A 25,060-nucleotide genomic window follows, 5' to 3' on the forward strand; every position below is an offset into this window, starting at 1 on the left:
AGCAGAAACCCGATCCGGGGAAAAGACCAGTCGTGATGCGCGCCGAGACCGTCGAGATCCTGCTTGTCCGACACGCCCCGGCCGACCATGGCGGACGGCTGACGGGGCGCCGCGACGTGCCGGCGATCCTGCCCGATGCGGCGGCGCTCGCCCCGCTGCGCGCCGCGCTGGACGGCTGCGCCGTGATGTCGAGCCCCGCGCGCCGCTGCCGCGAGACCGCCGCTGCGCTGTTTCCCGGCGCGGTCGAGACCGACGCGTGCCTGTGGGAGCAGGATTTCGGCGAGGCGGAGGGCACGCCCTTCGACGCCCTCCCGGACCTCGGCCCGATGAGCCGGGGCGACATCGCCCGCCACGCCTATCCCGGCGGCGAGAGTTTCCTCGACCTGTGCGCGCGCGTTCGCCCGGCGCTGGAGGCGGCAGAGGGCCGGCTGGCGGTGATCGCCCATGCCGGAACGGTGCGCGCCGCGCTGGCGCTCGCGCTGAGCGATCCGGCGGATGCGCTTGCCTTCGACATCGCGCCGCTGTCGCTGACGCGGGTCCTGCTGCTCCCGGGCGGGGTGTCGATCCTTGGCGTGAACCGGACATTTGCGTGATGCGGCGGATCGCGGGGCATTTCGGCGAATGGCTGCAGGGCCGGAGCGCGGAGGGGCCGCTCGCCCTTGTCACCGTGGCCTGCGACGCGCTCGCCGTCACGGCGGAGCGGCTGTCGGACGGCCCGCTGAGTCTCGATCAGGTGCCGCAGTTCCTGACCGACCCGCAGGCGGCGCGAATGCTGGAGGCACTGGGCAAGCCCTCCGGGCGGTACCGGCTGCGGGCCGACATGCCGCCGGGCGGCGGGGCCGGGGCGTCGACCGCCGCGCTGCTGGCGCTGGCCGGGGACGGGGCGCCCGATGCGCTCGCCCGCGCCTGCCTGTCGGTGGAGGAAGCGAGCGATCCGTTGATGCACGCGCGGCCCGACAGCCTGCTCTGGGCGCCGCGCGAGGCCCGCATCCTGCGCCGCCTGCCGCCGCCGCCCCGCGCCGAGATCGTCGGCGGCTTCTTCGGCCCGCCGGTGCGCACCGACGCGGCCGATTGCGCCTTCCCTGACGTCTCCGACCTGATCGCGGCGTGGGAGGCGGGGCCGGACCTTGCAACCGCCGCGGGGATCGCCGCGACTTCCGCTGCGCGCACCACGGCGCTGCGCGGGCCGCATGACGACCCCTCCGAAGCCCTTGCCCGCGAGACCGGCGCCCTCGGTCATCTGCGGGCGCATACCGGATCGGCGCGCGGTCTGATCTTCGCGCCGGGCACCGTGCCCGCCGGGGCCGAGGCGGCGCTCACGCGCGCCGGCTTCACCGGGGTGATCCGCTTCGAGACCGGGGGGGCGGCATGACCTTCGCCGCCGCGATGCTGATTGCCGGGCTGATCGACGCGCGCCTCGGCTGGCCGGACAAGCTCTATGCAAAAATCGGCCATCCGGTCGTCTGGATCGGTGGGCTCATCGACCGGCTCGACACGCGCCTGAACGATCCGGCGCTGCCCGCGGAGACGCGGCAGCGCAACGGCGCGCTGACGGTGGCCATCGTCCTCGCCTCGGTCGGCATCCCGGCGCTTATCGTGCAGGCGATGCTGCCCGGCGGTTGGATCGGCGCGCTGCTGACCGGCGCGCTGGCCTGGCCGTTCCTCGCCATGCGGTCGATGTACGACCACGTTGCCGCGGTCGCCGCCCCGCTCGCCGCCGGGGACCGGCCGGCAGCGCGGCGGGCGGTGGCGATGATCGTGGGGCGCGATCCGGCGCAGCTCGACGAGGCCGGCATCGCCCGCGCGGCGCTGGAGAGCCTCGCCGAGAACACGTCCGACGGGATCGTCGCGCCGCTCTTCTGGGGGGTGATCGGCGGGCTGCCGGGGATCGCGCTCTACAAGGCGGTGAACACGATGGATTCAATGATCGGGCACCGCACGGCGCGGCACGAGGCGTTCGGTCGGGCGGCGGCGCGGCTCGACGATCTGGTCAATCTCGCGCCGGCGCGCCTCTCCGGCGCGGTCTTCGCGATGGTCTCGGCCCGGCCGGGCGCGGCGCTGCGCACCATGCGGCGGGCCGCGCCGCAGCATCGGTCCCCGAATGCCGGCTGGCCGGAGGCGGCGATGGCCGGCGCGCTGGGCGTGCGCCTCTCCGGCCCGCGCGTCTACGCCGACCGGGTGGCGCCGGAGCCGTGGATCAACGACGGCGCGCCCGATCCGGGGCCGGAGGCGCTGGCCCGCGGGCTTGATCTCTACCGCCGGGCGATGCTCTGTCTCGCGGCGATCCTTGCGGCACTGGCGCTGGCATGACGGAGGCGAGGGGCGGCATGGCGCGCGATCACGGCGGCGATCTCGACAGGGCGGAGGCGCGATACGGCACCGGCCCGTGGATCGACTTGTCGACCGGCATCAACCCCGAGCCCTATCCGTTGCCGGAGATTCCGCCCGAGGCCTGGGCGACCCTGCCCACCGCGCGGGCGATTTCCGCGCTCGAAGACGCGGCCCGGGCGGCTTACGGAGGCGCGGTGCGGCCGGTGGCGCTCGCCGGGGCGCAGGCGGCGATCCAGCTCGTCCCGCGGTTGGCGCAGCCCGGTGAGGCGCGCGTGGTGGGGCCGACCTACAACGAACATCGCGGCGCGCTGGAGGCGCAGGGCTGGACGGTGACGGAGGTGCAGGCGCCGGAGGATCTGGCCGGCGCCGATCTCGGGGTGGTGGTAAACCCCAACAACCCGGACGGGCGGCGGTGGCGGCCCGAGCAATTGCTCGATCTGCGGTCGCGGGTGGGCCTCCTCGTGGTCGATGAAAGCTTCGCTGATCCGGAGCCGGTGCTGTCGCTGTGTCCGCACCTTGCCGGGGCGGAGAACCTCGTTGTCCTGCGCTCCTTCGGGAAGTTCTACGGGCTGGCCGGCCTGCGGCTCGGTTTCGCGCTGTCTTCCGAGCCTTTGGCAGACCGGTTGCGCGCGCTGGCCGGACCGTGGGCGGCGAACGGACCAGCGATCAGCGTGGGTTGCGCGGCCCTCGCGGATGCGCATTGGCGGGAGGCGACCTGCGCCCGGCTGGTCGAAGATTCTGCCCGACTCGACGCGCTGGCCGGTGCCGCGGGATGGGACGTGGTCGGCGGCACGACGCTCTTCCGCACCTACGCCGCGCCGGATGCGATCGCCGCGCAGGAGGCGCTCGCCCAGGGCCGGGTCTGGAGCCGGATTTTCCCCTATTCGCCGCACTGGATCCGCCTCGGTCTGCCGCCTACTTCTGGCTGGCTGACGCTCGAAGCCGCGTTTTCCGCCCTGCGCTGATCACCGCGCGGCGGCGAGGAGCGCGTCCACGTCGAGATGCGCCTCCATGTGCTTGGCGAGCGCGTCGAGGGTATCCTCCACCGTGCTGTCGTAGCTTGTAGCGGAGGCAGCGCCGAAGCCCGAGAGCCACGCCGCCCGGAAGCCATCGTGCCGGAACATGCCGTGCAGGTAGCTGCCGGTGACGCGGCCGTGCGCGCTCACCGCGCCTTCGGCCGCACCTTCCACATGGGCGAAGGGACGCGCCCGGTCCGGCCCGTCGCTGGCGCCGATATGGATCTCGTAGCCGCGGAAGGGCTGGCCGGTGGCGGCATGGACCGCCGCGACCTCCGTCAGGTGCTTGTCCGCCTGCATCCGCGTCGCGACGTCCAGAAGGCCGAGGCCGGGATCGCTGCCCGCCGGCCCTTCCAGCCCCTCGGGATCGTCGATCCGGGTGCCGAGCATCTGGTAGCCCCCGCAGATCCCCAGAACATGCCCGCCGCGGCGCAGATGCGCGGCGATGTCCACGTCCCAGCCCTGCGCGCGCAGGAAGGCGAGGTCCCCGCGCGTCGACTTGCTGCCGGGGACAATCACCACGTCGGTATCGCCGGGCAGCGCCTCGCCGGGGGCGAGCATGGTCAGGCGCACGCCGGGTTCCTGCGCCAGCGGGTCCAGATCGTCGAAATTGGCGATCCGGGACAGGCGCAGGCAGACGATGTGCAGCCCCTCGGCGCGCGCCTCCGCCCGGATGTCGAGCGCGTCCTCCGCGGGCAGGCGCGCGGCGTCGGCGAACCACGGCAGGACGCCGAAGCCGCGCCAGCCGGTGCGGTCCGCGATGAGCTTGTAGCCCTCGTCGAAGAGGCTCGGGTCGCCGCGGAAGCGGTTGACGAGGAAGCCCGCGATGCGCCCGGCATCCTCTTGCGCCATAACCGCCTGCGTGCCGACGATCTGCGCGATCACGCCGCCCCGGTCGATGTCGCCCGCAAGGATCACCGGCACCCCAGCCGCCTCGGCGAAGCCCATGTTGGCGATGTCGCCGGCGCGCAGGTTGACCTCGGCCGGGCTGCCGGCGCCCTCGACCAGCACCAGATCGTGCGCAGCGCGAAGCCGCCGGTAGCTCTCCAGCACCCGCTCCAGCAGTTGCGGCTTCAGCTTGGCGTAATCGCGCGCCCGCGCCGTGGTCAGCCGCCGGCCCTGCACGATCACCTGCGCGCCGGTGTCGGTTTCGGGCTTGAGGAGCACCGGGTTCATGTCGGTGTGCGGATCGAGGCCGGAGGCCATCGCCTGCAATGCCTGCGCGCGGCCGATCTCTCCGCCATCCGCGGTCACGGCAGCGTTGTTCGACATGTTCTGCGGCTTGAACGGCGCGACCGAAAGACCGCGCCGCCGCGCCGCCCGACAGAGCCCGGCGACCAGCAGCGATTTGCCGACATTGGAGCCGGTGCCCTGGATCATCAGCGCGCGGGGCATGGCCTAGCCGCGCTTCGGCAGGAAGGCTTCCACGGCGGCCTGGGCGATCACCACGACCTCGCCGGTCGCGGGATCGGTCGAATCGAGCCCGCCGAACACCGCGCGCACCTCGGCCCGGCCGCGCGGCAGCTCTTCGGCCAGCGCGGCGGTGTCGAGCGCATCGGGCGATTGCACGCCGATGGTCGCCACCACGCGCATGTCGCGGTGGTCGATCCCCTCGGCGTCGAGCAGCGGCAGGGACGAATGGCGCAGCGCGTCGGAAATCGCCCGGCGCGCGGCCTTCATGTAGTCGCGCCCGTGCACGTCGACGCCCATGCCCATCTCGAGGATCAGTCGCTGGTCGCTCATGCCGACGCCTCCCCGTTCATCGAAACGGAGACGATCGCGTTCGCCGTCACCGAAGGGGCGCCGCCCTCCGGGTGCGGCACGTCGAGCCCGCCGGGAACCGCGCGCACCGTGACCTCGCCGTAGGGGAAGACGGCGGCGACGGCGCCGATGTCCACCGCGTCCGGGTCGGCGACGCCGATCTCCGCCTCGATGCGCATCTCGGCGCGGTCCGTTCCGTAATACTCGGCCAGCGCGATGGAGTTGTGCCACAGTGCGTCGCGCACGGCGCGGACAGCGGCGGCGGTGTAGTCCTGCCGGCGGATCGAAGTGCCCATGCCGAACTCGAGGATCAGTCGACGCGGCGCCATCAGAATTCCACCCCTGCCTGCGCCTTAACCCCGTCGCGGAACGGGTGCTTGAGCAGATTCATCTCGGTCACGAGGTCGGCGGCCTCGATCAGCTCGGGCTTGGCGTTGCGGCCGGTGAGGACGACGTGGGTCATCTCAGGCTTCTCGTGCAGCAGGAAATCGACCACCTCGTCGATATCGAGGTAATCGTAGCGCAGCGCGATGTTGATCTCGTCCAGCAGCACGAACCGGATCTCGGGATCGAGGATCTGCTCCTTCGCGAGGGTCCAGCCGTGCTGCGCGGCGGCGATGTCGCGCTCGCGGTCCTGCGTCTCCCAGGTGAAGCCCTCGCCCGAGACGAAAAAGCGGCATTCGTCCTCGAATCGCTCGCGCAGGAAGGTCCGCTCCCCGGTCTCCCAGTTGCCCTTAATAAACTGCACCACAGCAGCGGGCATGCCGTGCGCGATGCAGCGCATGATCATTCCGAAGGCGGAGGAGGACTTGCCCTTGCCGGTGCCGGTATGGACGATGATCAGGCCCTTTTCCTCGGTCTTGGTCTGCATCATCCGGTCGCGGGCGGCCTTGATCCGCTTCATCTTTTCATTGTGCCGGGCGGCGTCGTGGTCCACGGGCGGCTCCTTTCGCGAGGCTTGACATCGGGTGCGTTGCGCGCGCATGTCAGCCCATGCTGGTGCCCGTGTAAACGGGTGAAAAGGGAATGCGAGGGCCGATCCATCGGTCAGGCGCAGCCGCCCCCGCGACCGTGACCGGAGGCGCCGCCCCGAATGCCACTGGCCCGAACGGGCCGGGAAGGCGGGGCGACGTGTCGGAGCCATCCGACCCTTCGCAAGCCGGGAGACCTGCCAGCAAGACAACGGACGACGAAACCGGACGGGGTGTTTCCGGGTGTCGGGCGGGCGCGCGGGCAGGGGCTCGCAGGCGCCCTTCCGGCCCATGGCCCCCGCACCCCGAGAAAGGGCCGCGACCTCAATGAACGCATCCCCCGCCGAGGCCGAGCTTCTGGTCTGCGTCAAATGCCGGCGCGGGCAGGACATGCCCGACGACGCGCGCCGTCCCGGCACGCACCTTTTCGAGGCGCTGGCGGCGCGTCCCGCGCCCGAGGGCGTGACCATCACGCCGGTCGAGTGCCTGCAGAACTGCGACGATGGCTGCACCGTCGCGCTGCGCGGTCCCGGCCGCTGGACCTATGTCTACGGCCGCCTGCACGAGGCCGAGCACGTGGACACCCTGCTCGACGGCGCGGAGCGCTACCGCGACACCGCCGACGGCCTGATCCCGTGGCGCCAGCGGCCCGAGCATTTCAAGCGCAACTGCATCGCCCGCGTGCCACCCCCCACATCTCAGGAGGAGCCCAAGAATGGCTGATCTGGAAAAACTGCCCGTCACCATCGTCACCGGCTTTCTCGGGTCCGGCAAGACGACCCTGATCTCGCAGCTCATGCAGAACCCGCAGGGCAAGCGGCTCGCGGTGGTCGTGAACGAATTCGGCGACGTCGGCGTCGACGGAGAGATCCTGAAGGGCTGCGCTATCCCCGATTGCCCGGCGGAGAACGTGCTCGAGCTGGCCAACGGCTGCATCTGCTGCACCGTGGCGGACGATTTCATCCCGACGATCCAGGCGCTGATGGCGCTCGATCCGCGGCCCGATCACATCCTGATCGAAACGAGCGGGCTGGCGCTGCCGAAGCCGCTTCTGAAGGCGTTCGACTGGCCCGATATCCGCTCGAAGATCACCGTGGACGGCGTGATCGCGCTCGCCGATGCCGAAGCCGTGGCGACGGGCCGTTTCGCGCCCGACGTCGAGCGCGTGAACGCGCAGCGCGAGGCGGATGACAGCCTCGACCACGAAACGCCGCTGTCGGAGGTCTTCGAGGACCAGATCGCCTGCGCCGACATCGTGCTGCTGACCAAGCCCGACCTCGCCGGGCCGGAGGGCGTGGCGAAGGCGCGCGAGGTGATCGCCGCCGAGGCGCCCCGTCCGCTGCCGGTGGTCGAGGTCGCCGAGGGCGCGGTCGATCCGCGGGTGATCCTCGGCCTCGGCGCGGCGGCGGAGGACGACATGGACGCGCGGCCGTCGCACCACGACGAGCCGCACGACCACGATCACGACGATTTCGAGAGCGTGGTGGTGGACATCCCCGAACTGTCGGACCCCGCCGAGCTGGTGACGCGGATCGAGCGGTTGGCCCGCGAGCGCAACATCCTGCGGGTGAAGGGCTACGGCGCCGTCGTCGGCAAGCCGATGCGCCTGCTGGTGCAGGCGGTCGGCGCGCGGGTTCGGCACCAGTACGACCGGCCCTGGGGGCCCGGCGAGGCGCGGGCCGGGCGGCTCGTGGTGATCGCCGAGCACGACGACGTGGACGAAGGCGCGATCCGGGCGGTGCTGGCGCCAGCGGCGGAGGCTGCCGAATAAGATGCACGTCGTCTTTCGCGAAAGCCATGGGCTCGAAGAGACCGAGACACCCACCGACCTGGGCCAGAGCCCGGCGGACCTGGTGGTGTTGTCCCTGTCGGATTCCGACCTCGGGGCCTTCGCGGCGGGCTGGCACCGCGGCGGCGGGAAGGCGGGCAGATTGCCCACCCTGCGGCTTGCCAATATCGCCGCGCTCAAGCACCCATTGTCGGTCGACACCTATGTCGAAGCGACGCTGTCGGAGGCGAAGGGCATCCTGATCCGGCTGATCGGCGGGGTGCCCTACTGGCCTTACGGCCTCAGCCAGATCGAGGCGCTGGCGCGGGAGCGCGGCATCGCGCTGGCGGTGCTGCCCGCGGACGGGCGGCCCGACCCGCGGCTCGACGCGATCTCCACGGTGCCGGTGTCGACGCTGCGGCGGCTGGCGCATCTGTGCGACACGGGCGGCGCGGTGGCCGCGCAGGCGGCGCTGGCGCAGATGGCGCTGGCGGCGGGACTTTATGCCGGGCCGGTGCGGGGGGCCAAGGTGCTGCCGCAGGTCGGGGCGTGGACGCCGGAGGACGGGGTGGCGTGCCCGGCGGCGGCGCGATGGGGCGAGGCCCGAGGGGGGCTTTCCGCCCCCCGCGCCTGCGGCGCCCCCCCGGAGAGTATTTGTGACGAGAAGAAGCCGGGGGCGCTGGTCGTGTTCTACCGGTCGTATCTGGTATCGGCGGACCTTGCGCCTGTTGAGGCATTGTTTTCGGCGCTGCGGGAGCGGGGGTTCGCGGTCACCGGGCTTTTCGTGCCGTCGCTGAAGGCGCCGGAAGCCTCAAGCTGGCTGGCGCGGCAGGTGGCGGCGCTGGCGCCGTCGGTGGTGGTGAACGCGACGGCGTTTTCCGGCAAGGGGGATGGCGGGACATCGCCGCTCGATGCCGGCGGGGTGCCGGTGTTCCAGGCGGCGCTTGCGACCTCCACGCGCGAGGCCTGGGCGGAGGCGGAGCGCGGGCTGTCGCCGGCGGATCTGGCGATGCACGTGGTGCTGCCGGAGGTGGACGGGCGTATCCTCGGCGGCGTGGCGTCGTTCAAGGAGCCGCAGGCGTGCGATCCCGATCTTCAGTTCGCGAGGGTCGCGCATGTGCCGGAGCCCGGGCGGATCGCGGCGCTGGCCGACCGGGTGGCGGCGTGGCACCGTCTGGCCGCGCAGGACGCGGCAGACCGGCGGGTGGCGCTGGTGCTGTCGACCTATCCTGGGCGCGCGTGGAACATGGCGCATGCGGTGGGGCTCGATCCCCTGGCCTCGGCGGCGGCGATCCTGTCGGATCTGCGCGGCGCGGGCTACGCGGTGCCCGAGGCGCCGGACCTCGCCGGCGCGCTGTCGGTGGAGCGGGTGCACTGGCCCTCGGAGGCCTATCGGGAGGCGCTGGGACGGCTGCCGGAGGGGCTGTGCACGGATCTTGATGCAGCCTGGGGCGCGCCGCCGGAGGAGGGCGTCTCCTTCGCCGCTTTGCGGGTCGGCAACGTAGTGGTGGCGCTGCAGCCCGAGCGTGGGTCGGTGCCGGAGCGGGACGCGGAGTATCACGACCTCTCGCGCGTGCCCTGCCACGCCTATGTCGCCTTCTACCTCTGGCTGCGGCAGGAGACGGACGCGATCGTCCATGTCGGTGCGCACGGGACGCTGGAATGGCTGCCGGGCAAGGCGGTGGCGCTGTCGGAGACCTGCTGGCCGGAGGCGCTGACCGGCGAGCTTCCCGTGATCTACCCGTTCATCGTCAACGATCCGGGCGAGGCCGCGCAGGCCAAGCGGCGCATCGGCGCGGTGACGCTGGGTCACGTGCCGCCGCCGCTGCGCCCTTCTGGCACGCCGGAGCGGCTGACGCGGCTGGAGGCGCTGCTCGACGAGTTTTCCAACGCCGACGGGCTCGACCCAAGGCGGCGCGGGCGGCTGATGGAGGATATCCGCGGCGAGGCGCAGGCGCTGGGCGTGGAGGGCGATCTGGGGATCGACGCGGCTTCGTGTCCGGCGGAGGCGGTCACGCGGATCGACCGCTTCGTCTGCGACGTGAAGGAGAGCCAGTTCGGCGACGGGCTGCATGTCTGGGGGCGTGCGCCGGAGGCGCAGGTGGTCTTCGATGCGCATGCCTCGGCGGCGGCGGAGCGGCAGGCGCTGCTGGATGCGCTGGGCGGGCGGCGGATCGCGGCCGGGCCCTCGGGGTCGCCCTATCGCGGGCGCAGCGACGTGCTGCCGACGGGGCGCAACCTTTTCACCACCGATCCGCGCAGCGTGCCGACGCGCAGCGCCTACGCGCAGGGTGAGGCGCTGGCCGACGAGTTGATCCGGCGGCACCTGCAGGAGGAAGGTGACTGGCCGAAGGGGCTGGTGGTCGACCTCTGGGGCTCGGCCACGATGCGGACGGCGGGCGAGGATTTCGCCATGGCGCTGGCGCTTCTGGGCGTGCGCCCGGTCTGGGACGACGGGTCGGAGCGGGTGTCGGGCATCGAGATCGTGCCGATCGCGGAGCTCGACCGGCCGCGGATCGACGTGACGCTGCGAGTGTCGGGGCTTTTCCGGGACGTGTTCCCGACACTGTCGGGGCTCTTCCAGCAGGCGGTGCGGGCGCTCGCCGCGCGGGACGAGGCAGCGGACTGGAACCCCTATGCCGGCGGCGTGGCCGAGGCGCGGGTCTACGGCCCGGCGCCGGGCAGCTTCGGGCTGAACATGGGGGACATGCTGGGCGACTATGGCGAGGCGGGCCGGCGCGCCGCCGGGGAGGCGTGGCTTGCCGCGTCGTCCTGGGCGCTTGACGGGCTGGAGGCCGCGCACGATCCGCAAGGACTCCGTGGGCGCGTGGCCGCCGCCGACGGGTTCGTGCACGCGCAGGACCTGCCAGAGACGGATCTGCTGCTGGCCGAGGATTATGCCTCTCACGAGGCGGGGTTCGCCGCGGCGCAGGCGGTGACCGGCGGGTCGGCGCAGCTTTATCACCTCGATAACACCGATCCGGGCCGCCCCCGCGCGCGCGGGCTGACCGAGGAGATCGCGCGCGTGGTGCAGGCGCGGGCGGCGCATCCGGGCTGGATCGCCGGGATGCGGCGGCACGGCTTCCGTGGCGCGGCCGAGATCGCCGCGACGCTGGAGAACATGGCCGCCTTCGCGCATCTGGCTGCCGCGGTGCCGTCTCACCTCTTCGACCTCTACTACGAGGCGACGCTGGGCGACGAGGCCGTGACCGACTTCATGGACGACGCCAACCCCGAGGCGCTGGAGGCGATGCGCGCGCGCTTTGCGGAGCTGCACGCGGCGGGCCTCTGGCAATCGCGGCGCAACTCCATACTCGCAGAACTGGAGGCGTCGTGAGCGCGCCCGAGATCCGCGGCTGGTGCCCCGGGGCGCACCGGCCGATGGCCTCGGGCGACGGGCTCGTGGTGCGCGTGCGCCCGCCGGTCAGGGGGCTGAGCGCGGCGCAGCTTGCCGGGCTCGCGGATCTCGCGCAGGCGCATGGAAGCGGCGCTGTCGAGGCGACGAACCGGGCGAACCTGCAGGTCCGGGGCGTGACGGAGGCCGGGTTTCCGGCGCTGCTGGCGGCGCTGGATACGCTCGGCCTGATCGACGCGGAGCCGGGAGCCGAGGCGCGGCGCAACATCATCTGGGGCGCGGCCGGGCCGGGGACTGAGGCGCGCATGTCAATGGCGGAGCGGCTGGCGGAGGCGCTGTCCGCGCCGGACTTCGCGGGCCTGCCGTCGAAATTCGGCTTCGTGGTCGACGGGGTGCCGCGGCAGCTCTCCGAGGTCAGCGGCGACATTCGCATCGAAGGGCAGGTTGTCCGGGCGGACGGGTGCGCGCTCGGTCGTGCCGTGGCGAACGGCGATGACGCGGTGGCCATGGCGCTCGATCTGGCGCGCTGGTTCCTTGCCTCGGGCGGGCTCGGCGCGGATGGGCGCGGTCGGATGGCGCGGCACCTTTCGGCCGGGGCGGCCTTGCCGCCGCACCTTGCGGGGGACAGCGCGCCGGGGCCGGCCGCGGACCCGCTGCGGCCCGGCGCCGTGGCCGGGGGGGTCTGTGTCGGTGCGCCGTTCGGACAGTTCGGGGCCGAGGATCTGCGGCAGATCGCGGCGGTGCTCGGCCCGGAAGAGGCGGCGCAGGTCACGCCCTTCCGGATGCTCCTCGTGCCGCGCGCGCCCGGCGACACGACGCTTGTCACCGACCCTGACGATCCCCGGCAGGACGTGCGGGCCTGCATCGGCGCGCCCGGCTGCGTGCAGGGGACGGTGCCGACCCGGCCGCTCGCGCGCGCGCTGGCGGAGGCCGGCCTTCGGGACGTCCACGTCTCGGGATGCGCCAAGGGCTGCGCGCATCCGCGGGCGGCGGCGCTGACCCTCGTCGGGCGGGACGGGCGCTTCGACCTTGTCCGCGAGGGAACCCCGTGGGAAGAGCCTGTGCGCCGCGGGCTGACCGCGGGCGAGGTACTGCAAGAGGTCCGATCCTGACATGCCCTACAGCTACGAGACCGACGGCGCGGCGATCTATGCCGAGAGCTTCGCGACCATCCGCGCGGAGGCGGACCTCGCGCGCTTCGCCCCCGACGAGGAGGCCGTCGCGGTGCGGATGATCCATGCCGCGGGCCTCGTGGGGCTGGAGCGGGACGTTCGGTTCTCGGAGGGCATGGTGGCGGCGGCGCGCACGGCGCTGGAGGCCGGCGCGCCGGTCCTGTGCGATGCGCGCATGGTCAGCGAGGGCGTGACCCGCAAGCGCCTGCCGGCGGACAACCCGGTGATCTGCACGCTGCACGACGCCGAGGTGCCGGAGCTTGCCAAGCGGCTCGGCACCACCCGGTCCGCCGCCGCGCTTGAGCTGTGGCGCCCGCATCTCGGCGGCGCGCTGGTGGCGATCGGCAACGCGCCGACCGCGCTCTTTCACCTCTTGGAGATGCTGGAGGACCCGGACTGCCCGCGCCCCGCGGCGATCATCGGCTGCCCGGTCGGCTTCGTCGGCGCGCGCGAATCCAAGGATGCGCTCTGGGCCGCCCAGCCGGTGCCGTCGCTGATCGTGGAGGGGCGGCTCGGCGGCAGCGCGATCACCGTCGCCGCGATCAACGCCATCGCGAGCCGCGCGGAATGAGCGCGGGAACGGTCCATGGCGTCGGGCTCGGCCCCGGCGATCCGGAGCTGATGAGCGTCCGCGCCGACCGGCTCATCCGGAATGCGAAGAACATCGCCTTCTTCCGCAAGGCCGGCCGGGCGGGACGCGCGCGCAAGATCGTCGACGGGATGCTGCACGGCAGCGCGCGGGAAATCCCGATGGAATACCCGGTGACGACCGAGATCCCGCTTAGCGATCCGCGCTACAACGAGATCCTGTCGCAGTTCTACCAGACCGTGACCGGCCAGCTTCGCGACATCGCTGAGGCGGGCGAGGACGTGGTGGTCCTGTGCGAGGGCGATCCGTTCTTCTACGGCTCGTTCATGCACCTCTACACCCGGCTTCGCGACCATGTGCCGGTCGAGGTGGTGCCCGCCATCACCGGCATGTCGGCGGCCTGGACGGCGACGGGCAGCCCGATCACCTGGGGCGACGACGTGATGACGGTGCTGATGGGCACGCTTCCCGAGGCCGAACTGGTTCGGGGCATGCTGAACGCCGACGCGCTGGTGGTGATGAAGGTCGGCCGTAACCTGCCGCGCATCCGTGCCGCGCTCGACAAGGCCGGCAAGCTGGATCGGGCCTATTACGTGGAATACGCGAGCATGGCCGAGGAACGCGCGATGCCGCTGGCCCAGGCGGACTTGGATGCCGCGCCGTATTTCTCCATCGTCGTGGTGCACGGGCAGGGGCGGCGGCCGTGAGCGGCTGGATTGCCATTGCGGGGATCGGGCCGGGGGACGAGACCCTCATCACGCCCGAGGTGACGACGGCGCTGGAGGCGGCGACCGATATCGTCGGCTACATCCCGTACGTCCGCCGCATCGCTCCGCGCGACGGCCTGACCCTGCACGAAAGCGACAACCGGGTGGAGCTCGACCGCGCGCGCCATGCGCTGTCGATGGCGGCCGAAGGCAAGCGCGTGGTCGTCGTCAGTTCGGGCGATCCCGGCGTCTTCGCCATGGCTTCGGCGGTGTTCGAGGCGCTGGAGGAGGGGCCGGAGGCCTGGCGCGCGCTCGACATCCGGGTGCTGCCGGGGATCACCGCGATGCTCGCGGCGGCGGCGCGGGCGGGCGCGCCGCTCGGCCACGATTTCTGCGCCATCAACCTCAGCGACAACCTCAAGCCCTGGGCGCTGATCGAGAAACGCCTGCGCCTCGCCGCGGAGGCCGATTTCGCCATGGCGTTCTACAATCCCCGGTCCAAGTCCCGGCCCGAGGGCTTCGAGCGTACGCTCGAGGTGCTGCGCGAGGTCTGCGCGCCGGAGCGTCCGATCCTCTTCGCCCGCGCCGTCAGCACGCCGGAGGAGGCGCTGCGCGTCGTCCCGCTGGGGCAGGCGACGGCGGATATGGCGGACATGCGCACGGTGGTCATCGTCGGATCGTCCACCACGCGGATCATCGAGCGCGTCGGCGCGCCGCTGGTCTACACGCCAAGGTCCGTGCCGGCATGATCCACCCAGGCCAGCGCGTCCGCGACCGAATGAACCTCGTCCCGCGCGGGCTGTGCAGGGCGGTCGATCATCACGACCGGCAGGCCGAGCGCGCGGGCGGCGTCGATCTTGGCAGAGGCGCCGGTGCCGCCGGAATTCTTCGACACGACGATGTCGATCCCGTGCGCCTCCATCAGCCTGCGGTCGCTGGCCGCGTCGAAGGGGCCCCGGTCGACGATCACGTGATGGTCGGGAAAGGGCGGCGGCGCATCCGGTGGGTCGACGAGGCGCAGAAGGTAATGGTGCTGCGGGTTCGGCGCGAACGCCTCGAGATGCATGCGCCCGACCGCCAGCATGACGCGCGCCGCCGGCCGGTCCAGTGCGGCGACGGCGCCGGCGATGTCCGGCACCCGGACCCAGTGGTCGCCCGCCACCGGCTGCCAGGCCGGCCGGGTGAGCGCGACCAGCGGCACGCCGGTTTCCGCGCAGGCGGCGGCGGCATTGTGGCTCATCTGTGCGGCGAAGGGGTGCGTGGCGTCGATGACGTGGCTCACGCCCTCTGCCCGCAGGTAGCGCGCCAGCCCGGAGGCGCCGCCGAAGCCGCCGACACGCTGCGGCAGCGGCTGGCGGCGCGGGCGGGCCACGCGTCCGGCGAAGGACACGATGCCCGAGAGCCCCGCCTCCGCGGCGGCTTGCGCGAAGGCCGTCGCCTCGGTCGTGCCGCCGAGGATCAGAAGGTTGGGGCGCATGGCTGAGGCTCCTTGGCTGACCATCGTCGGTCTGGGCGAGGATGGACCGGAGGGCCTGCCGCCTGCAAGCCGTGCCGCGCTGGAGGCGGCTGAGGTCGTCTACGGCGCACCGCGTCACCTGTCCCTGCTGCCCGATGTCGGCGCGGAGCGGATCGAGTGGCCCGTTCCCTTTTCGGATGGGTTGGAGACGCTCGACGCCTTGCGCGGGCGGCGGACTGTGGTGCTTGCCTCCGGCGATCCGTTCTGGTTCGGCGTCGGCCGGGTGATCGCGGCGCGGCTGACGCCGGGCGAATGGCGGGCGCTGCCGGGGCCGTCGACCTTCTCGCTCGCCGCCGCGCGGATGGGCTGGGCGTTGGAGACGACGGTTTGCATCGGCCTCCACGCCGCGCCGCTGTCGCGACTGCGGCCGCACCTGGCGAAGGGCCGGCGGATCGTCGTGCTCCTGCGCGACGGGGAGGCGGTGTTCGACCTGTGCGGCTGGCTCACGGCAAGCGGCTTTGCCGAGACGCGTGTCACGGTGCTGGAAGCGCTGGGCGGCCCGCGCGAGCGCCGCACCGAGGGGGCCGCCGGCAAACTGTGCGGGGACTTCGCCCACCCGGTCTGCGCCGCGCTGGAGATCGCGGGGACAGGCAGCGTGCTGCCGTCGTCGTCCGGGCTCAACGACGATGTCTTCGACCATGACGGGCAGATCACCAAGCGTCCGGTCCGGGCGCTGACCTTGTCGGCGCTCGCCCCGCGGGCGGGAGAACTGCTGTGGGATATCGGCGGCGGGTCTGGGTCCGTCGGGATCGAATGGCTGCTGTCGCATCCCCTGACCGAGGCGATCAGCATAGAGGCGCAGCCCGAGCGCGCCGCGCGTATCCGCGACAACGCAATGCAGCTCGGTGTCGACCGACTTCGGGTGGTCGAGGGGCGCGCGCCCGAGGCGCTGGGTGTGCTTCCAGCGCCCGATGCGGTCTTTGTCGGCGGTGGCCTGTCGGAGGCGCTGCTGACGGCGCTGGCAGAACGTCTCGCCCCCGGTACGCGGCTGGTCGCGAACGCCGTGACGCTGGAGAGCGAGGCGCTGCTGGCCGATTGGCACGCAAGGTGCGGCGGCGATCTGATGCGGATCGAACTGGCACAGGCGGCGCCGCTCGGCACAAAGCGCGGCTGGCAAGGCGCCTACCCGGTGGTGCAATGGCGGGGCACGCTGTGATCGTGGCGGGCTTCGGGTTCCGCAGCGGCGTGAGCGAAGGCAGCTTCGCGGATGCGCTGGCGAAGGCGGGTGGCCGGAGCCCTGCCTGCATTGCCACCGCCGCCGCGAAAGCGGACGATCCTGCCCTGCAAGCTTTCGCCGCGGCGCGCGGGCTTGCCGTCGAAGCGGTGGACAATGCCGCGCTGGCCCGGCAGGACACGCGCACAAGGTCGGAGGCGTCGCAGGCCGCCCACGGCACCGGCAGCGTCGCCGAGGCCGCGGCGCTGGCCGCCGCCGGACCGGGCGCGCGGCTTCTGGGTTCGCGCGTCGTCTCGACGGATCGCCGCGCCACCTGCGCGCTGGCAGAGGGAGGCACGACATGAAGGTGCATTTCATCGGTGCCGGTCCCGGCGCCCCGGATCTTCTGACCCTGCGCGGGCGCGACCTGATCGCCGCCGCGCCGGTCTGCCTCTATGCCGGCTCGCTGGTGCCGAAGGCGGTGCTGGGCCATTGCCCGGACGGCGCGCGCATCGTGAACACCGCGCCGATGGACCTCGATGCGATCATGGCGGAGATCCGCGCCGCACGCGACGCCGGCCACGACGTCGCCCGGCTCCATTCGGGTGACATGTCGGTCTGGTCGGCGATGGGCGAACAGATCCGGCGGCTCGAGGCCGAGGGCATCGCCTACACCGTCACGCCGGGTGTTCCCGCCTTCTCCGCCGCCGCCGCCGCGCTCGGGGCGGAACTGACGCTGCCCGGCATCGCGCAATCGGTGGTGCTGACGCGCACGCCGGGACGGGCAAGCTCCATGCCCGAAGGCGAGACGCTGGAGGCCTTCGCCGCCACCGGCGCGACGCTCGCCATCCACCTGTCGGTGCAGAACCTCGGCGCGGTGGTCGGGGACCTGGTGCCGCATTACGGCGCCGACTGCCCCGTCGCCGTCGTTTACCGGGCAAGCTGGCCGGACGAGCGTATCGTGCGCGCGACGCTCGGCACCATCGAGGACGAGATGGGCGAGGGCATCACCCGCACCGCGCTGATCCTCGTCGGGCCGGCGCTGGCGGCCGAGGATTTCACGGAAAGTCGGCTCTACGCCGCCGATTACGACCGCCGCTACCGCCCACAGGACGCGGCGAGCCCGTGGGCCGGCTGGCAGGACGACACCGGGGGCGCGCATGGCTGACTGGCCGACCGGGCTTCTCGTTTCCGCCCCGTCCTCGGGGACCGGCAAGACGACGGTGATGCTGGGCCTTCTGCGGGCGCTGGCCGATGACGGCGTGCGCGTGCAGCCGTTCAAGTCGGGGCCCGATTACATTGACCCGGCCTTTCACCGGGCCGCGTCGGGGCGCGATTCGTTCAACCTCGACACCTGGGCGATGGGCGACGGGCTCCTGTCCGCCATCGCCGCGCGGGCCGAGGGGGCGGATCTGTGCCTCGGCGAGGGGTCCATGGGGCTTTACGACGGGGTCGCCACACGGGGCCGCGTCGGTTTCGGGTCGAGCGCGGAGACCGCCGCGCGCATGGGCTGGCCGGTGATCCTCGTGCTCGATGTCGGCGGGCAGGCGCAATCGGCGGCGGCGACGGCGCTCGGCTTTGCCGCCTATGCGCCGGACCTGCCCTTCGCCGGCGTGATCCTCAACCGCGTGGCGAGCCCGCGGCACGAACGCCTGACCCGGCTGGGGATGGAGCGCGCCGGCCTGCCGGTCCTCGGCGTCCTGCCCCGGCGGGGCGATCTGACCCTGCCGGAGCGGCATCTCGGCCTGATCCAGGCGGTCGAACATCCCGATCTCGACGCCGCCATCGGCGGCTATGCCAGCTTCCTGCGCGAGCATGTGGATCTGCCGGCGATCAAGGCGGCGGCGCGCAGCGGCCCGGCGCCAAGCAGCGGCGCGCTGCCGCGTCCGCCGGCGCAGCGCATCGCGCTGGCGCAGGATGCCGCGTTCTCCTTCACCTATCCGCACCTCCTGCGCGGCTGGCGCGCGGCAGGGGCGGAGATTCTGCCGTTTTCTCCGCTTGCCAACGAGGCGCCCGATCCCTCGGCCGACCTTGTCTGGCTGCCCGGCGGCTACCCGGAACTGCACGCCGGCCGCATCGCCGCCGCCGAGCGGTTCCGCGAGGGTCTGCACAAGCACGCCCAGACCAGGCCGGTGCACGGCGAGTGCGGCGGTTACATGGCGCTCGGCGAGGCGCTGATCGACAAGGAGGGCGTGCGGCACCGGATGGCGGGCCTTCTCGGGCTCGTGACCTCCTACGAGAAGCGCAAGTTCCACCTCGGCTACCGCCGCGCGGTGCTCAAGGCGCCGATGCCGGGGCAGGCGGCGGGGACGGCGCTGCGCGGGCACGAATTCCACTACTCGACGATCCTCGAGCAGCCCGACGCGATCCTCGCCGCGGTGGCCGATGCCGACGGCGCTGCGGTGCCCGAAACCGGATCGCGCCGCGGCCACGTCACCGGGACCTTCTTCCATCTCATCTCGGCGGAGGCGGCATGACCGGGTTCGTCAGCTTCGTCGGCTCCGGCCCCGGCGATCCGGAGCTTCTGACCCTGAAGGCGGTGGACCGGCTGAAGCGCGCCGATGCGGTGCTGTTCGACGACCTCTCCTCCGGCCCGATCCTGAGCCATGCCGGGCCGGGCGCGGACCTCATCGGAGTCGGCAAGCGGGCCGGGCGACCGTCGCCCCGGCAGCACCATGTGTCGCGCCTTCTGGTCGACTATGCGGCGGATGGCGGGCGCGTGGTGCGGCTCAAGGGCGGCGACGGCGGCCTCTTCGGTCGGCTGGAGGAAGAGCTGGTGGCGCTGCGCGAGGCCGGCATCCCCTACGAGATCGTGCCGGGCGTGCCCTCGGCGGTCGCGGCGGCGGCGGCGGCGGGCATCCCGCTGACCCGGCGCCTGACGGCGCGGCGCGTTCAGTTCGTCACCGGCCACGACGTCACCGGCACGCTGCCGACCGACATCGACATCGGCGCGCTGGCCGATCCGGCGGCCTGTACCGTCGTCTACATGGGCAAGCGCACCTTCCCGGACCTTGCAGAGACGCTGATGGCGCGCGGCCTGCCGCCCGAGACGCCGGCGATGCTTGCCGAAGGCGTCAGCACGGAGCATCAGCGTATCACCCGCAGCACGGTGGGCGCGCTGGCCGATAGTCTGCGCGAGGCGCCGGGCGACCTGCCGGCGCTGATCTTCTACGGGCCGCTGGCCGATGCGTGATCTGTGGCTCATCGGCATCGGGACGGGCAATCCCGATCACCTCACCCGTGCCGGGGAACGCGCTCTGCGCGAGGCGTCGTGCATCCTCGTGCCGCGCAAGGGGACGGAGAAATCCGATCTCGCGGAGCTGCGCCACCACATCCTGCGCGCGGTCGGCGCCACGGCTACGGTCGCGGAGTTCGACATGCCGGTGCGGGACGAGTCGCTGCCCTACCACGAACGGGTGCGCCGCTGGCACGACGATATCGCCGGTCTCTGGCGCGCGGCGGCGGCGGGGGCCAAGGGTCCGGTGGCGATGCTGGTCTGGGGCGACCCGGCGCTCTACGACAGTACGCTGCGCATCGCCGAGCGGTTCGATCCCGCGCCGCGCCTGCGGGTGATCCCCGGGATCACCGCGCTACAGGCCCTGACCGCCGCGCACGCGATCCCGTTCAACACGGTCAACGGCTCGGTCCTTGTCACGACGGGGCGGCAGTTGCGCGACCACGGCTGGCCCGAGGGGGCGGACACGGTGGCGGTCATGCTCGACGGCGAGTGCAGTTTCCGGGGCGTTGACCCGCACGGCGTCTGGATCTGGTGGGGCGCGTTCCTCGGCATGGAGAACGAGGTGCTGGTGTCGGGGCCGCTGGGCGAGGCCGGCAACCGGATCGTCGAGGCCAGGCGCGAGGCCCGCGCCGCCCATGGCTGGCTGATGGACACCTACCTGATGCGGCGCGTGGAATGAGCGTCGTGCTGCGGCTCTGCCGAACCTGCGAGGGACCGGACTGGGCCATGTTGCGCACCGCGCTCGAGGATCTCGATGTCCGCATCGTGCCGCAGGACTGCATGAACGGCTGTGCCGATCCGGTGTCGATGGCGCTGCAGGCGCCGGGCCGGGCAACGTATTTCTTCACCGGTATCGACCCGGAGGCCGACGCGGCCGACATCGTCGCGACAATCCGTACCTATCTCGAAGCGCCGGACGGCTGGATCGGGGATGCGCGGCCCTGCGGCCGCCTGCGCCTGTGCCTCAGGGGGCGGGTGCCGGCCCTCTAGGATCTAGGACCCGGCACCGAGCGTGACGCTTTCCGACAGGGCCTCGCCGTCCGCCGCGAGCACGCGGTGGTCGTTGGCGTTGAGCGTCACGGTGACACGCGCACCCTCGGACGCGTCGAGATGGACCCAGGGCGAGTAGACGCGGGCGATCTTCACACCGTCCACGTAGACATGCGCGTGCCCCTCGCCGGGCACGTGGTCGCCGCTGGCACGTTCGGGCGCGAAGCTGAAGCCGTCCGTGGCGATGTGCAGGTTCCAGCCGCTGTCGGGGTCGCGGCTGGCCGACAGGGTCAGCGCGGTGCCATCCGGGGCGTCGAGCGTCTCGGAATGGTCGTGGCCGGCACCCTGCGTTCCCGCGTGGTGCGCGGGGTTACCGTGGTCGTGCCCGTCGAGCGTGATGCCCCCGGCGGCGGCGATCGTGAAGCCGATGCCACCGCCGAAGACAAGCCCGATCAGAAGAAGCGGGATGGATCTGTCCATGCGCTCAGGCCGGTTGCGCGGCGCCCTGGCCGGCGGTCTCGCGGGCCCAGAAGTAGCCGGCGAAACCGCCCAGCACGACCCACGCCGCCATGCCGATCCCCAGCGCCCTTGCAGCGAAGAGCGCGCCGATCTCGGTTGGCACGGGGCCGGTAAAGACCTCGGGCTCCGGCGCGCCGATGGCGTGGGGCGCTATCAGGAGAACCGCAGCTGCACCCCAGTGCAGCCAGCTCTTGCCGAAGCCGATCAGCCACATCGCCGCCGCCGCTGCGACGACCGTGAGCACCCACCAGACCTGCCGGGCGCCAACATCGGCGGCCGCGACGCCGGGCACTTCGGGCGCCAGCGTCAGACCGGGCGCGAAATGCACGGCGACGAAGCCGCAGACGCCCCAGATCAGGCCGGCCCGTGCGGTGATCCGCGCCCCGCGGCCTTGCGCCAGCGCCATCAACGGCACCAGGATCAGCGCGTAGCCGGAATAGATCAGCATGGTAAAGACGATGCTGAGCCCGTCTCGCACCGGGGAAAAGCCGCCGACGGCCTGCTCGGCCGGAACGGCCGACGCGGCGCCGAAATGCACCAGTTCGCCGCTCTCATAAAGCTCGGCATGCAGCAGGACCGGCTGCACGAAGACAAGCTGCAGAAGGGCGGCAATCAGCCCCGTTGCAGCACCAGCGAACAACGCGCTGGTCAAAATCCGGGTGAACATCGGCTCAGTGGCAGGGGAAGCCGGTGGCGTGACGCACGTCATGCGCCGCGTCGTGCAGTGCGGAGGCCTGCACATGGCCGGTCAGCGTCACGATACCGACGCCGATGAGCGCGGCGAAAATGCCCGCGCCCAGAAGGCCGGTTCGGGATCCGCTCGCGAGCGTCGAGGTTGCGTTCATGTCTGTCACTCCTTGCCATCTCACCCGAGGGCGTCTTGCGTCGCTCGTGGTCGGCAGGTCTCCTGGCTTGCGGGTCGTCGCCTCGGGCCGGCCTTCCCGGATCTCTCCAGTGGCATCGTCGGCCCGTGCTCGCCGCTCACAGTTGCGGGGGCAGCTGCCGGCTTGGCGCGGATGCGCCGCACGGCATTCCCTCTTGCGCCCGGCGCCTGGGACGCCGGAACCGATCACACACCCGTCATTGGCAGATGGACCCCGCGCCGGTCAATCGGAATCGCCCAGGCGGCGTCTGAGTTGCCCGCTGGGGGCGCTCATGGGGATACGGGCGCACCGCTCCGGTCACGTCACGCGGCGCCGCCAAATCGCTTGAGCAGGGTCATCAGGTCGAGATCGTCGTCCTCGTCGGTCTCGATCTGCAATCGCCCGTCGTGACCATGCAGCACGCCCGCGTCGCCATCCCAGGTGACCGTGTCGTCCCCGCGGAACATCTGATTGACGACAGGCGGCATCCTGTCCGCCGCGGCGGCGCCCGGCCCGTCGCAGCAGCCGGGCCTCTCGGCAGTCGCGGCCGCGCGATCGAGGTCGATCCTGTTATCCGGGTTTCCCACGAGCTCCGGTTGCACGACGTTCCCGCCAATCTTCATGTTTATTCCCTTCGGCCTCGAGGCCCCACGATTATGGACGATGTATCCCTCCGCCGCACCCGCCTGGGTCGCCCGTAAGGCGGTGCCGTGGGGAAACGGCGGCCCCTTCAGGCGACTTCCTCAGCTGCAAGCTATTGTTTTACAAAAAGATAAGAGGATGTGTCGGACGCCGGCGCGACGATCGAGCCGCCACCGCCGTCTGTTGCCCCGGACGCATCAAAGCCGGGCCACGCGGGCGTCCTTTTCCCGCCGGGAAATCGCCACATTTCGGAAAGCGAGAGTTCGGACCGAATCACGCGGTTTCACGGCCCCGTCGTCCCTGCCGCTTCTTTGGGCTCGAAATACGCCGGGAGCGCGAGGGCAGAGCCCTCGCCCCGCTCTCCGCCGATGCGCCGCTTTGGCGCTTTTCTCCGCCGGACCGCGCCGTTATGACGGCGCACGGGAGGCACGCGATATGGGCGAGATCAGGCCGCAGCCCGGCATTCTGGACATCGAGCTCTACCAGGGCGGCAAGGCCTCGGTGGAGGGCGTGTCCAATGTCGTCAAGCTGAGCTCCAACGAGAATCCGTTCGGGCCGAGCCCCGCGGCGCAGGAAGCCGTCCGACGCGTCCTGCACGAGATGCACCGTTATCCCTCCACTGACCACGCAGCCCTGCGCGCCGCCATAGCGGAGGTGCACGGGCTGGCTTTTTCGCGAATCGTCTGTGGCGTCGGCTCGGACGAGATCATCCATTTTCTCTGTCAGGCCTATGCCGGTCCGGGCGACGAGGTCGTTCATACCGAGCACGGCTTCGGCATGTACAAGATCAGCGCCCGTGCCGCCGGCGCCACCCCGGTCGAGGTGCGCGAGAAGGAGCGGGTGACTGACGTCGACGCACTTCTGGCCGCCTGCACGGAGCGCACGAAGCTGGTCTTCATCGCCAACCCGAACAATCCCACGGGCACGATGATCGGCCTCGCGGAGATAGAGCGGCTGGCCGAAGGGCTGCCGCCCCAGGCGATCCTGGTGCTCGACGGCGCCTATGCCGAATTCGTGGAAGGCTACGACGGCGGCGCGCGGTTGGTCGACGGGCGCGACAACGTCGTGATGACGCGCACCTTCTCCAAGCTCTACGGGCTCGGAGGGATGCGCGTCGGCTGGGGTTACGGCCCGCAAGAGATCATCGACGTGCTGAATCGCATCCGCGGACCGTTCAACCTGTCCATTCCGGCGCTCGCCGCCGCCGAGGCGTCGATCCGCGACATCGACTTCGTGGAGCGGTGCCGGTCCGAGAACACCCGCCTGCGCACCTGGCTCGCCGAGGCGCTGATGGAGCACGGGGTGCCCTCCGATACCTCCTGCGCCAATTTCATCCTCGCGCGGTTTGCGGACCGCGACGAGGCGGAGGCCTGCGATCTGTTCCTCCAGCGCGAGGGTCTGATCGTGCGGCGGGTGGCGGGCTACAACCTGCCCGCGGCCTTGCGTATCACCGTGGGGGACGAGGCGTCCTGCCGCCGGGTCGCCCATGTCATCGGCCGCTTCAAGGCGGGGGAGCGATGACGGACGCGCCGGTCTACGACAAGGTCGCGCTGATCGGCCTCGGCCTCATCGCGTCGTCGATGTTCTGGGCGACGCGTCGGGCGGGCCTTGCGCGGGTCGTGTCGGGCTACGCGCGGTCCGGCGAAACGCGCGAGACGGCGCGGAGGATCGGGCTGTGTCACGAGGTCTGCGATACCCTGGAAGAGGCGGTTGCGGACGCGGACCTCGTCGTTCTGGCCGTGCCGGTCGGGGTCATGGGCGCGGTGGCGATGGCGATGGCGCCGTATCTGAAACCCGGCGCGACGGTCACGGATGTGGGATCGGTCAAGCGCCGCGTGATCGAGGATGTCACCCCGCACATTCCCGAAGGCGTGCATTTCGTGCCCGGCCATCCGCTGGCGGGAACGGAGCATTCCGGACCGGAATCGGGCTTCTCCGCGCTATTCGAGAACCGCTGGTGCCTGCTGGTCCCGCCAGAGAGCACGGATCCGGCCGCCGTTGCCCGCCTGCGCCGCTACTGGGAGGGCATGGGCGCGCTGGTCGAGGAGATGGACCCCGATCACCACGATCTGGTTCTCGCCGTGACGAGTCACACCCCGCACCTCATCGCCTACACGATGGTCGGCGTCGCGGACGACCTGCGCCGGGTGACCGACAGCGAGGTCATCAAGTATTCGGCAGCCGGGTTTCGCGACTTCACGCGGATCGCGGCCTCCGACCCGACCATGTGGCGCGACGTGTTCCTGACCAACAAGGACGCGACGCTGGAGATCCTCGGGCGCTTCACCGAAGAGTTGTTCGCTTTGCAACGGGCGATCCGGACCGGCGACGGCGATGCGCTGCACGCCTACTTTACCCGCACGCGGGCGATCCGCCGCGGCATCATCGAGGCCGGGCAGGACACGGAGGCCCCTGATTTCGGCCGCGTGAAGGTGGAGCGGTGAGGCTGGCCGGTCTTTTTCTGGCGGC

At 71.8% G+C, this 25,060-nt stretch carries 29 protein-coding genes and 2 riboswitches; of the genes, 20 read left to right on the forward strand and 9 right to left on the reverse strand.

What is annotated here, in order from left to right; all coding sequences use genetic code 11:
• Nucleotides 1–35 precede the first annotated feature (35 nt).
• Genes F3H57_RS03400 through cobD form a run of 4 tightly spaced genes read left to right on the forward strand, consistent with a single transcriptional unit; the run spans nt 36 to nt 3,296 of the window.
• Entirely contained in the window at nt 36–593 is a 558-nt protein-coding gene (locus tag F3H57_RS03400) for a histidine phosphatase family protein (RefSeq protein WP_149754486.1), read from the forward strand.
• Nucleotides 593–1,372, forward strand: coding sequence for a propanediol utilization protein (locus F3H57_RS03405; protein ID WP_188129583.1), 780 nt, complete (start codon nt 593–595; stop codon nt 1,370–1,372). Before F3H57_RS03400 ends, F3H57_RS03405 begins: the two co-directional genes overlap by 1 nt.
• On the forward strand, nt 1,369–2,310 hold the full coding sequence (gene cbiB, locus F3H57_RS03410) for an adenosylcobinamide-phosphate synthase CbiB (protein WP_149754487.1): 942 nt from the start codon (nt 1,369–1,371) through the stop codon (nt 2,308–2,310). Before F3H57_RS03405 ends, cbiB begins: the two co-directional genes overlap by 4 nt.
• Entirely contained in the window at nt 2,307–3,296 is a 990-nt protein-coding gene (gene cobD / locus F3H57_RS03415) for a threonine-phosphate decarboxylase CobD (protein ID WP_223162934.1), read from the forward strand. Before cbiB ends, cobD begins: the two co-directional genes overlap by 4 nt.
• Here the strand turns inward: cobD and F3H57_RS03420 are convergent, their stop codons facing one another.
• Genes F3H57_RS03420 through cobO form a run of 4 tightly spaced genes read right to left on the reverse strand, consistent with a single transcriptional unit; the run spans nt 3,297 to nt 6,045 of the window.
• A complete protein-coding gene (locus tag F3H57_RS03420; protein ID WP_149754488.1) occupies nt 3,297–4,742 on the reverse strand; it encodes a cobyric acid synthase in 1,446 nt (481 codons plus the stop codon).
• 3 nt (nt 4,743–4,745) lie between these two features.
• A complete protein-coding gene (locus tag F3H57_RS03425; protein WP_149754489.1) occupies nt 4,746–5,090 on the reverse strand; it encodes a Lin0512 family protein in 345 nt (114 codons plus the stop codon).
• On the reverse strand, nt 5,087–5,437 hold the full coding sequence (locus F3H57_RS03430) for a Lin0512 family protein (protein WP_149754490.1): 351 nt from the start codon (nt 5,435–5,437) through the stop codon (nt 5,087–5,089). Before F3H57_RS03430 ends, F3H57_RS03425 begins: the two co-directional genes overlap by 4 nt.
• Nucleotides 5,437–6,045 (reverse strand): cob(I)yrinic acid a,c-diamide adenosyltransferase, encoded by a 609-nt coding sequence (gene cobO / locus F3H57_RS03435; RefSeq protein ID WP_223162935.1) that lies wholly within the window; start codon nt 6,043–6,045, stop codon nt 5,437–5,439. Before cobO ends, F3H57_RS03430 begins: the two co-directional genes overlap by 1 nt.
• Before the next feature lie 43 nt (nt 6,046–6,088).
• A riboswitch (cobalamin riboswitch) is annotated at nt 6,089–6,298 on the forward strand.
• A gap of 108 nt (nt 6,299–6,406) precedes the next feature.
• Between cobO and F3H57_RS03440 the strand changes: the two genes are divergently transcribed.
• From F3H57_RS03440 to cobJ, 7 genes are read left to right on the forward strand one after another with little or no spacing between them, the layout of a single operon-like run.
• Nucleotides 6,407–6,802 carry a DUF1636 family protein gene (locus F3H57_RS03440; RefSeq protein ID WP_149754492.1) on the forward strand — a complete coding sequence of 132 codons (396 nt, stop codon included), beginning with the start codon at nt 6,407–6,409 and terminating at the stop codon, nt 6,800–6,802.
• A complete protein-coding gene (cobW, locus tag F3H57_RS03445; RefSeq protein WP_149754493.1) occupies nt 6,795–7,850 on the forward strand; it encodes a cobalamin biosynthesis protein CobW in 1,056 nt (351 codons plus the stop codon). The genes F3H57_RS03440 and cobW overlap by 8 nt, the downstream gene beginning before the upstream one ends.
• A gap of 1 nt (nt 7,851) precedes the next feature.
• Complete coding sequence (cobN, locus tag F3H57_RS03450) at nt 7,852–11,184, forward strand: cobaltochelatase subunit CobN (RefSeq protein ID WP_149754494.1); 3,333 nt, start codon at nt 7,852–7,854, stop codon at nt 11,182–11,184.
• Nucleotides 11,181–12,314, forward strand: coding sequence for a hypothetical protein (locus F3H57_RS03455; RefSeq protein WP_149754495.1), 1,134 nt, complete (start codon nt 11,181–11,183; stop codon nt 12,312–12,314). The genes cobN and F3H57_RS03455 overlap by 4 nt, the downstream gene beginning before the upstream one ends.
• 1 nt (nt 12,315) lies before the next feature.
• Nucleotides 12,316–12,945 (forward strand): precorrin-8X methylmutase, encoded by a 630-nt coding sequence (locus F3H57_RS03460; RefSeq protein ID WP_149754496.1) that lies wholly within the window; start codon nt 12,316–12,318, stop codon nt 12,943–12,945.
• Complete coding sequence (locus F3H57_RS03465; protein ID WP_149754497.1) at nt 12,942–13,670, forward strand: precorrin-2 C(20)-methyltransferase; 729 nt, start codon at nt 12,942–12,944, stop codon at nt 13,668–13,670. Before F3H57_RS03460 ends, F3H57_RS03465 begins: the two co-directional genes overlap by 4 nt.
• The gene (gene cobJ, locus F3H57_RS03470; protein ID WP_149754498.1) at nt 13,667–14,419 is read left to right on the forward strand and encodes a precorrin-3B C(17)-methyltransferase; all 753 of its coding nucleotides are present in this window, start codon (nt 13,667–13,669) and stop codon (nt 14,417–14,419) included. Before F3H57_RS03465 ends, cobJ begins: the two co-directional genes overlap by 4 nt.
• On the opposite strand, the gene F3H57_RS03475 is transcribed toward cobJ, so the two are convergent.
• The gene (locus F3H57_RS03475; protein WP_149754499.1) at nt 14,392–15,147 is read right to left on the reverse strand and encodes a cobalt-precorrin-6A reductase; all 756 of its coding nucleotides are present in this window, start codon (nt 15,145–15,147) and stop codon (nt 14,392–14,394) included. The two genes, cobJ and F3H57_RS03475, sit on opposite strands and share 28 nt — an antisense overlap.
• On the opposite strand from F3H57_RS03475, the gene cbiE reads away from it, so the two are divergent.
• Genes cbiE through F3H57_RS03510 form a run of 7 tightly spaced genes read left to right on the forward strand, consistent with a single transcriptional unit; the run spans nt 15,146 to nt 20,567 of the window.
• A complete protein-coding gene (gene cbiE / locus F3H57_RS03480; RefSeq protein WP_149754500.1) occupies nt 15,146–16,342 on the forward strand; it encodes a precorrin-6y C5,15-methyltransferase (decarboxylating) subunit CbiE in 1,197 nt (398 codons plus the stop codon). The genes F3H57_RS03475 and cbiE overlap by 2 nt on opposite strands.
• Nucleotides 16,339–16,704 carry a cobalamin biosynthesis protein gene (locus F3H57_RS03485; RefSeq protein ID WP_149754882.1) on the forward strand — a complete coding sequence of 122 codons (366 nt, stop codon included), beginning with the start codon at nt 16,339–16,341 and terminating at the stop codon, nt 16,702–16,704. The genes cbiE and F3H57_RS03485 overlap by 4 nt, the downstream gene beginning before the upstream one ends.
• Nucleotides 16,701–17,507 carry a precorrin-4 C(11)-methyltransferase gene (cobM, locus tag F3H57_RS03490; protein WP_149754501.1) on the forward strand — a complete coding sequence of 269 codons (807 nt, stop codon included), beginning with the start codon at nt 16,701–16,703 and terminating at the stop codon, nt 17,505–17,507. Before F3H57_RS03485 ends, cobM begins: the two co-directional genes overlap by 4 nt.
• Entirely contained in the window at nt 17,500–18,816 is a 1,317-nt protein-coding gene (locus F3H57_RS03495; RefSeq protein WP_149754502.1) for a cobyrinate a,c-diamide synthase, read from the forward strand. Before cobM ends, F3H57_RS03495 begins: the two co-directional genes overlap by 8 nt.
• Nucleotides 18,813–19,532 (forward strand): uroporphyrinogen-III C-methyltransferase, encoded by a 720-nt coding sequence (cobA, locus tag F3H57_RS03500; protein WP_149754503.1) that lies wholly within the window; start codon nt 18,813–18,815, stop codon nt 19,530–19,532. Before F3H57_RS03495 ends, cobA begins: the two co-directional genes overlap by 4 nt.
• The gene (cobF, locus tag F3H57_RS03505; protein ID WP_149754504.1) at nt 19,525–20,256 is read left to right on the forward strand and encodes a precorrin-6A synthase (deacetylating); all 732 of its coding nucleotides are present in this window, start codon (nt 19,525–19,527) and stop codon (nt 20,254–20,256) included. The genes cobA and cobF overlap by 8 nt, the downstream gene beginning before the upstream one ends.
• Nucleotides 20,253–20,567 carry a DUF1636 family protein gene (locus F3H57_RS03510; protein WP_149754505.1) on the forward strand — a complete coding sequence of 105 codons (315 nt, stop codon included), beginning with the start codon at nt 20,253–20,255 and terminating at the stop codon, nt 20,565–20,567. Before cobF ends, F3H57_RS03510 begins: the two co-directional genes overlap by 4 nt.
• 3 nt (nt 20,568–20,570) lie before the next feature.
• Here F3H57_RS03510 and F3H57_RS03515 read toward each other — a convergent pair whose 3' ends face one another.
• The 4 genes from F3H57_RS03515 to F3H57_RS03530 form a co-directional block, all read right to left on the reverse strand.
• Nucleotides 20,571–21,047 carry a hypothetical protein gene (locus F3H57_RS03515; RefSeq protein ID WP_149754506.1) on the reverse strand — a complete coding sequence of 159 codons (477 nt, stop codon included), beginning with the start codon at nt 21,045–21,047 and terminating at the stop codon, nt 20,571–20,573.
• A 4-nt stretch (nt 21,048–21,051) separates the two neighbouring features.
• Nucleotides 21,052–21,753, reverse strand: a complete 702-nt coding sequence (locus F3H57_RS03520) for a CbtA family protein (RefSeq protein ID WP_149754507.1) — start codon at nt 21,751–21,753, stop codon at nt 21,052–21,054.
• 4 nt (nt 21,754–21,757) lie between these two features.
• Complete coding sequence (locus F3H57_RS03525; RefSeq protein WP_149754508.1) at nt 21,758–21,931, reverse strand: CbtB domain-containing protein; 174 nt, start codon at nt 21,929–21,931, stop codon at nt 21,758–21,760.
• A 35-nt stretch (nt 21,932–21,966) separates the two neighbouring features.
• Nucleotides 21,967–22,171, reverse strand: a riboswitch (cobalamin riboswitch).
• A 101-nt stretch (nt 22,172–22,272) separates the two neighbouring features.
• The gene (locus F3H57_RS03530; protein ID WP_149754509.1) at nt 22,273–22,572 is read right to left on the reverse strand and encodes a hypothetical protein; all 300 of its coding nucleotides are present in this window, start codon (nt 22,570–22,572) and stop codon (nt 22,273–22,275) included.
• Nucleotides 22,573–23,026: 454 nt separating this feature from the next.
• On the opposite strand from F3H57_RS03530, the gene hisC reads away from it, so the two are divergent.
• Complete coding sequence (gene hisC / locus F3H57_RS03535) at nt 23,027–24,112, forward strand: histidinol-phosphate transaminase (protein ID WP_149754510.1); 1,086 nt, start codon at nt 23,027–23,029, stop codon at nt 24,110–24,112.
• Nucleotides 24,109–25,035, forward strand: a complete 927-nt coding sequence (locus F3H57_RS03540) for a prephenate/arogenate dehydrogenase family protein (protein ID WP_149754511.1) — start codon at nt 24,109–24,111, stop codon at nt 25,033–25,035. Before hisC ends, F3H57_RS03540 begins: the two co-directional genes overlap by 4 nt.
• The last annotated feature ends 25 nt before the right edge of the window (nt 25,036–25,060 follow it).

This window comes from Roseivivax sediminis, assembly GCF_900112685.1.
Taxonomy (GTDB): domain Bacteria; phylum Pseudomonadota; class Alphaproteobacteria; order Rhodobacterales; family Rhodobacteraceae; genus Roseivivax; species Roseivivax sediminis.

What these genes read in the sequence shown, in the direction of transcription:
- F3H57_RS03420 (WP_149754488.1), bottom strand. Translation starts at nt 4,742, where the DNA reads ATGCCCCGCGCGCTGATGATCCAGGGCACCGGCTCCAATGTCGGCAAA.
- F3H57_RS03425 (WP_149754489.1), bottom strand. Translation starts at nt 5,090, where the DNA reads ATGAGCGACCAGCGACTGATCCTCGAGATGGGCATGGGCGTCGACGTG.
- F3H57_RS03440 (WP_149754492.1), top strand. Translation starts at nt 6,407, where the DNA reads ATGAACGCATCCCCCGCCGAGGCCGAGCTTCTGGTCTGCGTCAAATGC.
- F3H57_RS03475 (WP_149754499.1), bottom strand. Translation starts at nt 15,147, where the DNA reads ATGCGCCCCAACCTTCTGATCCTCGGCGGCACGACCGAGGCGACGGCC.
- F3H57_RS03465 (WP_149754497.1), top strand. Translation starts at nt 12,942, where the DNA reads ATGAGCGCGGGAACGGTCCATGGCGTCGGGCTCGGCCCCGGCGATCCG.
- cbiB (WP_149754487.1), top strand. Translation starts at nt 1,369, where the DNA reads ATGACCTTCGCCGCCGCGATGCTGATTGCCGGGCTGATCGACGCGCGC.
- cobD (WP_223162934.1), top strand. Translation starts at nt 2,307, where the DNA reads ATGACGGAGGCGAGGGGCGGCATGGCGCGCGATCACGGCGGCGATCTC.
- F3H57_RS03540 (WP_149754511.1), top strand. Translation starts at nt 24,109, where the DNA reads ATGACGGACGCGCCGGTCTACGACAAGGTCGCGCTGATCGGCCTCGGC.
- F3H57_RS03495 (WP_149754502.1), top strand. Translation starts at nt 17,500, where the DNA reads ATGGCTGACTGGCCGACCGGGCTTCTCGTTTCCGCCCCGTCCTCGGGG.
- cobF (WP_149754504.1), top strand. Translation starts at nt 19,525, where the DNA reads ATGCGTGATCTGTGGCTCATCGGCATCGGGACGGGCAATCCCGATCAC.
- F3H57_RS03525 (WP_149754508.1), bottom strand. Translation starts at nt 21,931, where the DNA reads ATGAACGCAACCTCGACGCTCGCGAGCGGATCCCGAACCGGCCTTCTG.
- F3H57_RS03530 (WP_149754509.1), bottom strand. Translation starts at nt 22,572, where the DNA reads ATGAAGATTGGCGGGAACGTCGTGCAACCGGAGCTCGTGGGAAACCCG.
- F3H57_RS03405 (WP_188129583.1), top strand. Translation starts at nt 593, where the DNA reads ATGCGGCGGATCGCGGGGCATTTCGGCGAATGGCTGCAGGGCCGGAGC.
- hisC (WP_149754510.1), top strand. Translation starts at nt 23,027, where the DNA reads ATGGGCGAGATCAGGCCGCAGCCCGGCATTCTGGACATCGAGCTCTAC.
- F3H57_RS03400 (WP_149754486.1), top strand. Translation starts at nt 36, where the DNA reads ATGCGCGCCGAGACCGTCGAGATCCTGCTTGTCCGACACGCCCCGGCC.
- cobW (WP_149754493.1), top strand. Translation starts at nt 6,795, where the DNA reads ATGGCTGATCTGGAAAAACTGCCCGTCACCATCGTCACCGGCTTTCTC.
- F3H57_RS03460 (WP_149754496.1), top strand. Translation starts at nt 12,316, where the DNA reads ATGCCCTACAGCTACGAGACCGACGGCGCGGCGATCTATGCCGAGAGC.
- F3H57_RS03515 (WP_149754506.1), bottom strand. Translation starts at nt 21,047, where the DNA reads ATGGACAGATCCATCCCGCTTCTTCTGATCGGGCTTGTCTTCGGCGGT.
- F3H57_RS03520 (WP_149754507.1), bottom strand. Translation starts at nt 21,753, where the DNA reads ATGTTCACCCGGATTTTGACCAGCGCGTTGTTCGCTGGTGCTGCAACG.
- F3H57_RS03510 (WP_149754505.1), top strand. Translation starts at nt 20,253, where the DNA reads ATGAGCGTCGTGCTGCGGCTCTGCCGAACCTGCGAGGGACCGGACTGG.
- cobM (WP_149754501.1), top strand. Translation starts at nt 16,701, where the DNA reads ATGAAGGTGCATTTCATCGGTGCCGGTCCCGGCGCCCCGGATCTTCTG.
- cbiE (WP_149754500.1), top strand. Translation starts at nt 15,146, where the DNA reads ATGGCTGAGGCTCCTTGGCTGACCATCGTCGGTCTGGGCGAGGATGGA.
- cobA (WP_149754503.1), top strand. Translation starts at nt 18,813, where the DNA reads ATGACCGGGTTCGTCAGCTTCGTCGGCTCCGGCCCCGGCGATCCGGAG.
- F3H57_RS03430 (WP_149754490.1), bottom strand. Translation starts at nt 5,437, where the DNA reads ATGGCGCCGCGTCGACTGATCCTCGAGTTCGGCATGGGCACTTCGATC.
- cobN (WP_149754494.1), top strand. Translation starts at nt 7,852, where the DNA reads ATGCACGTCGTCTTTCGCGAAAGCCATGGGCTCGAAGAGACCGAGACA.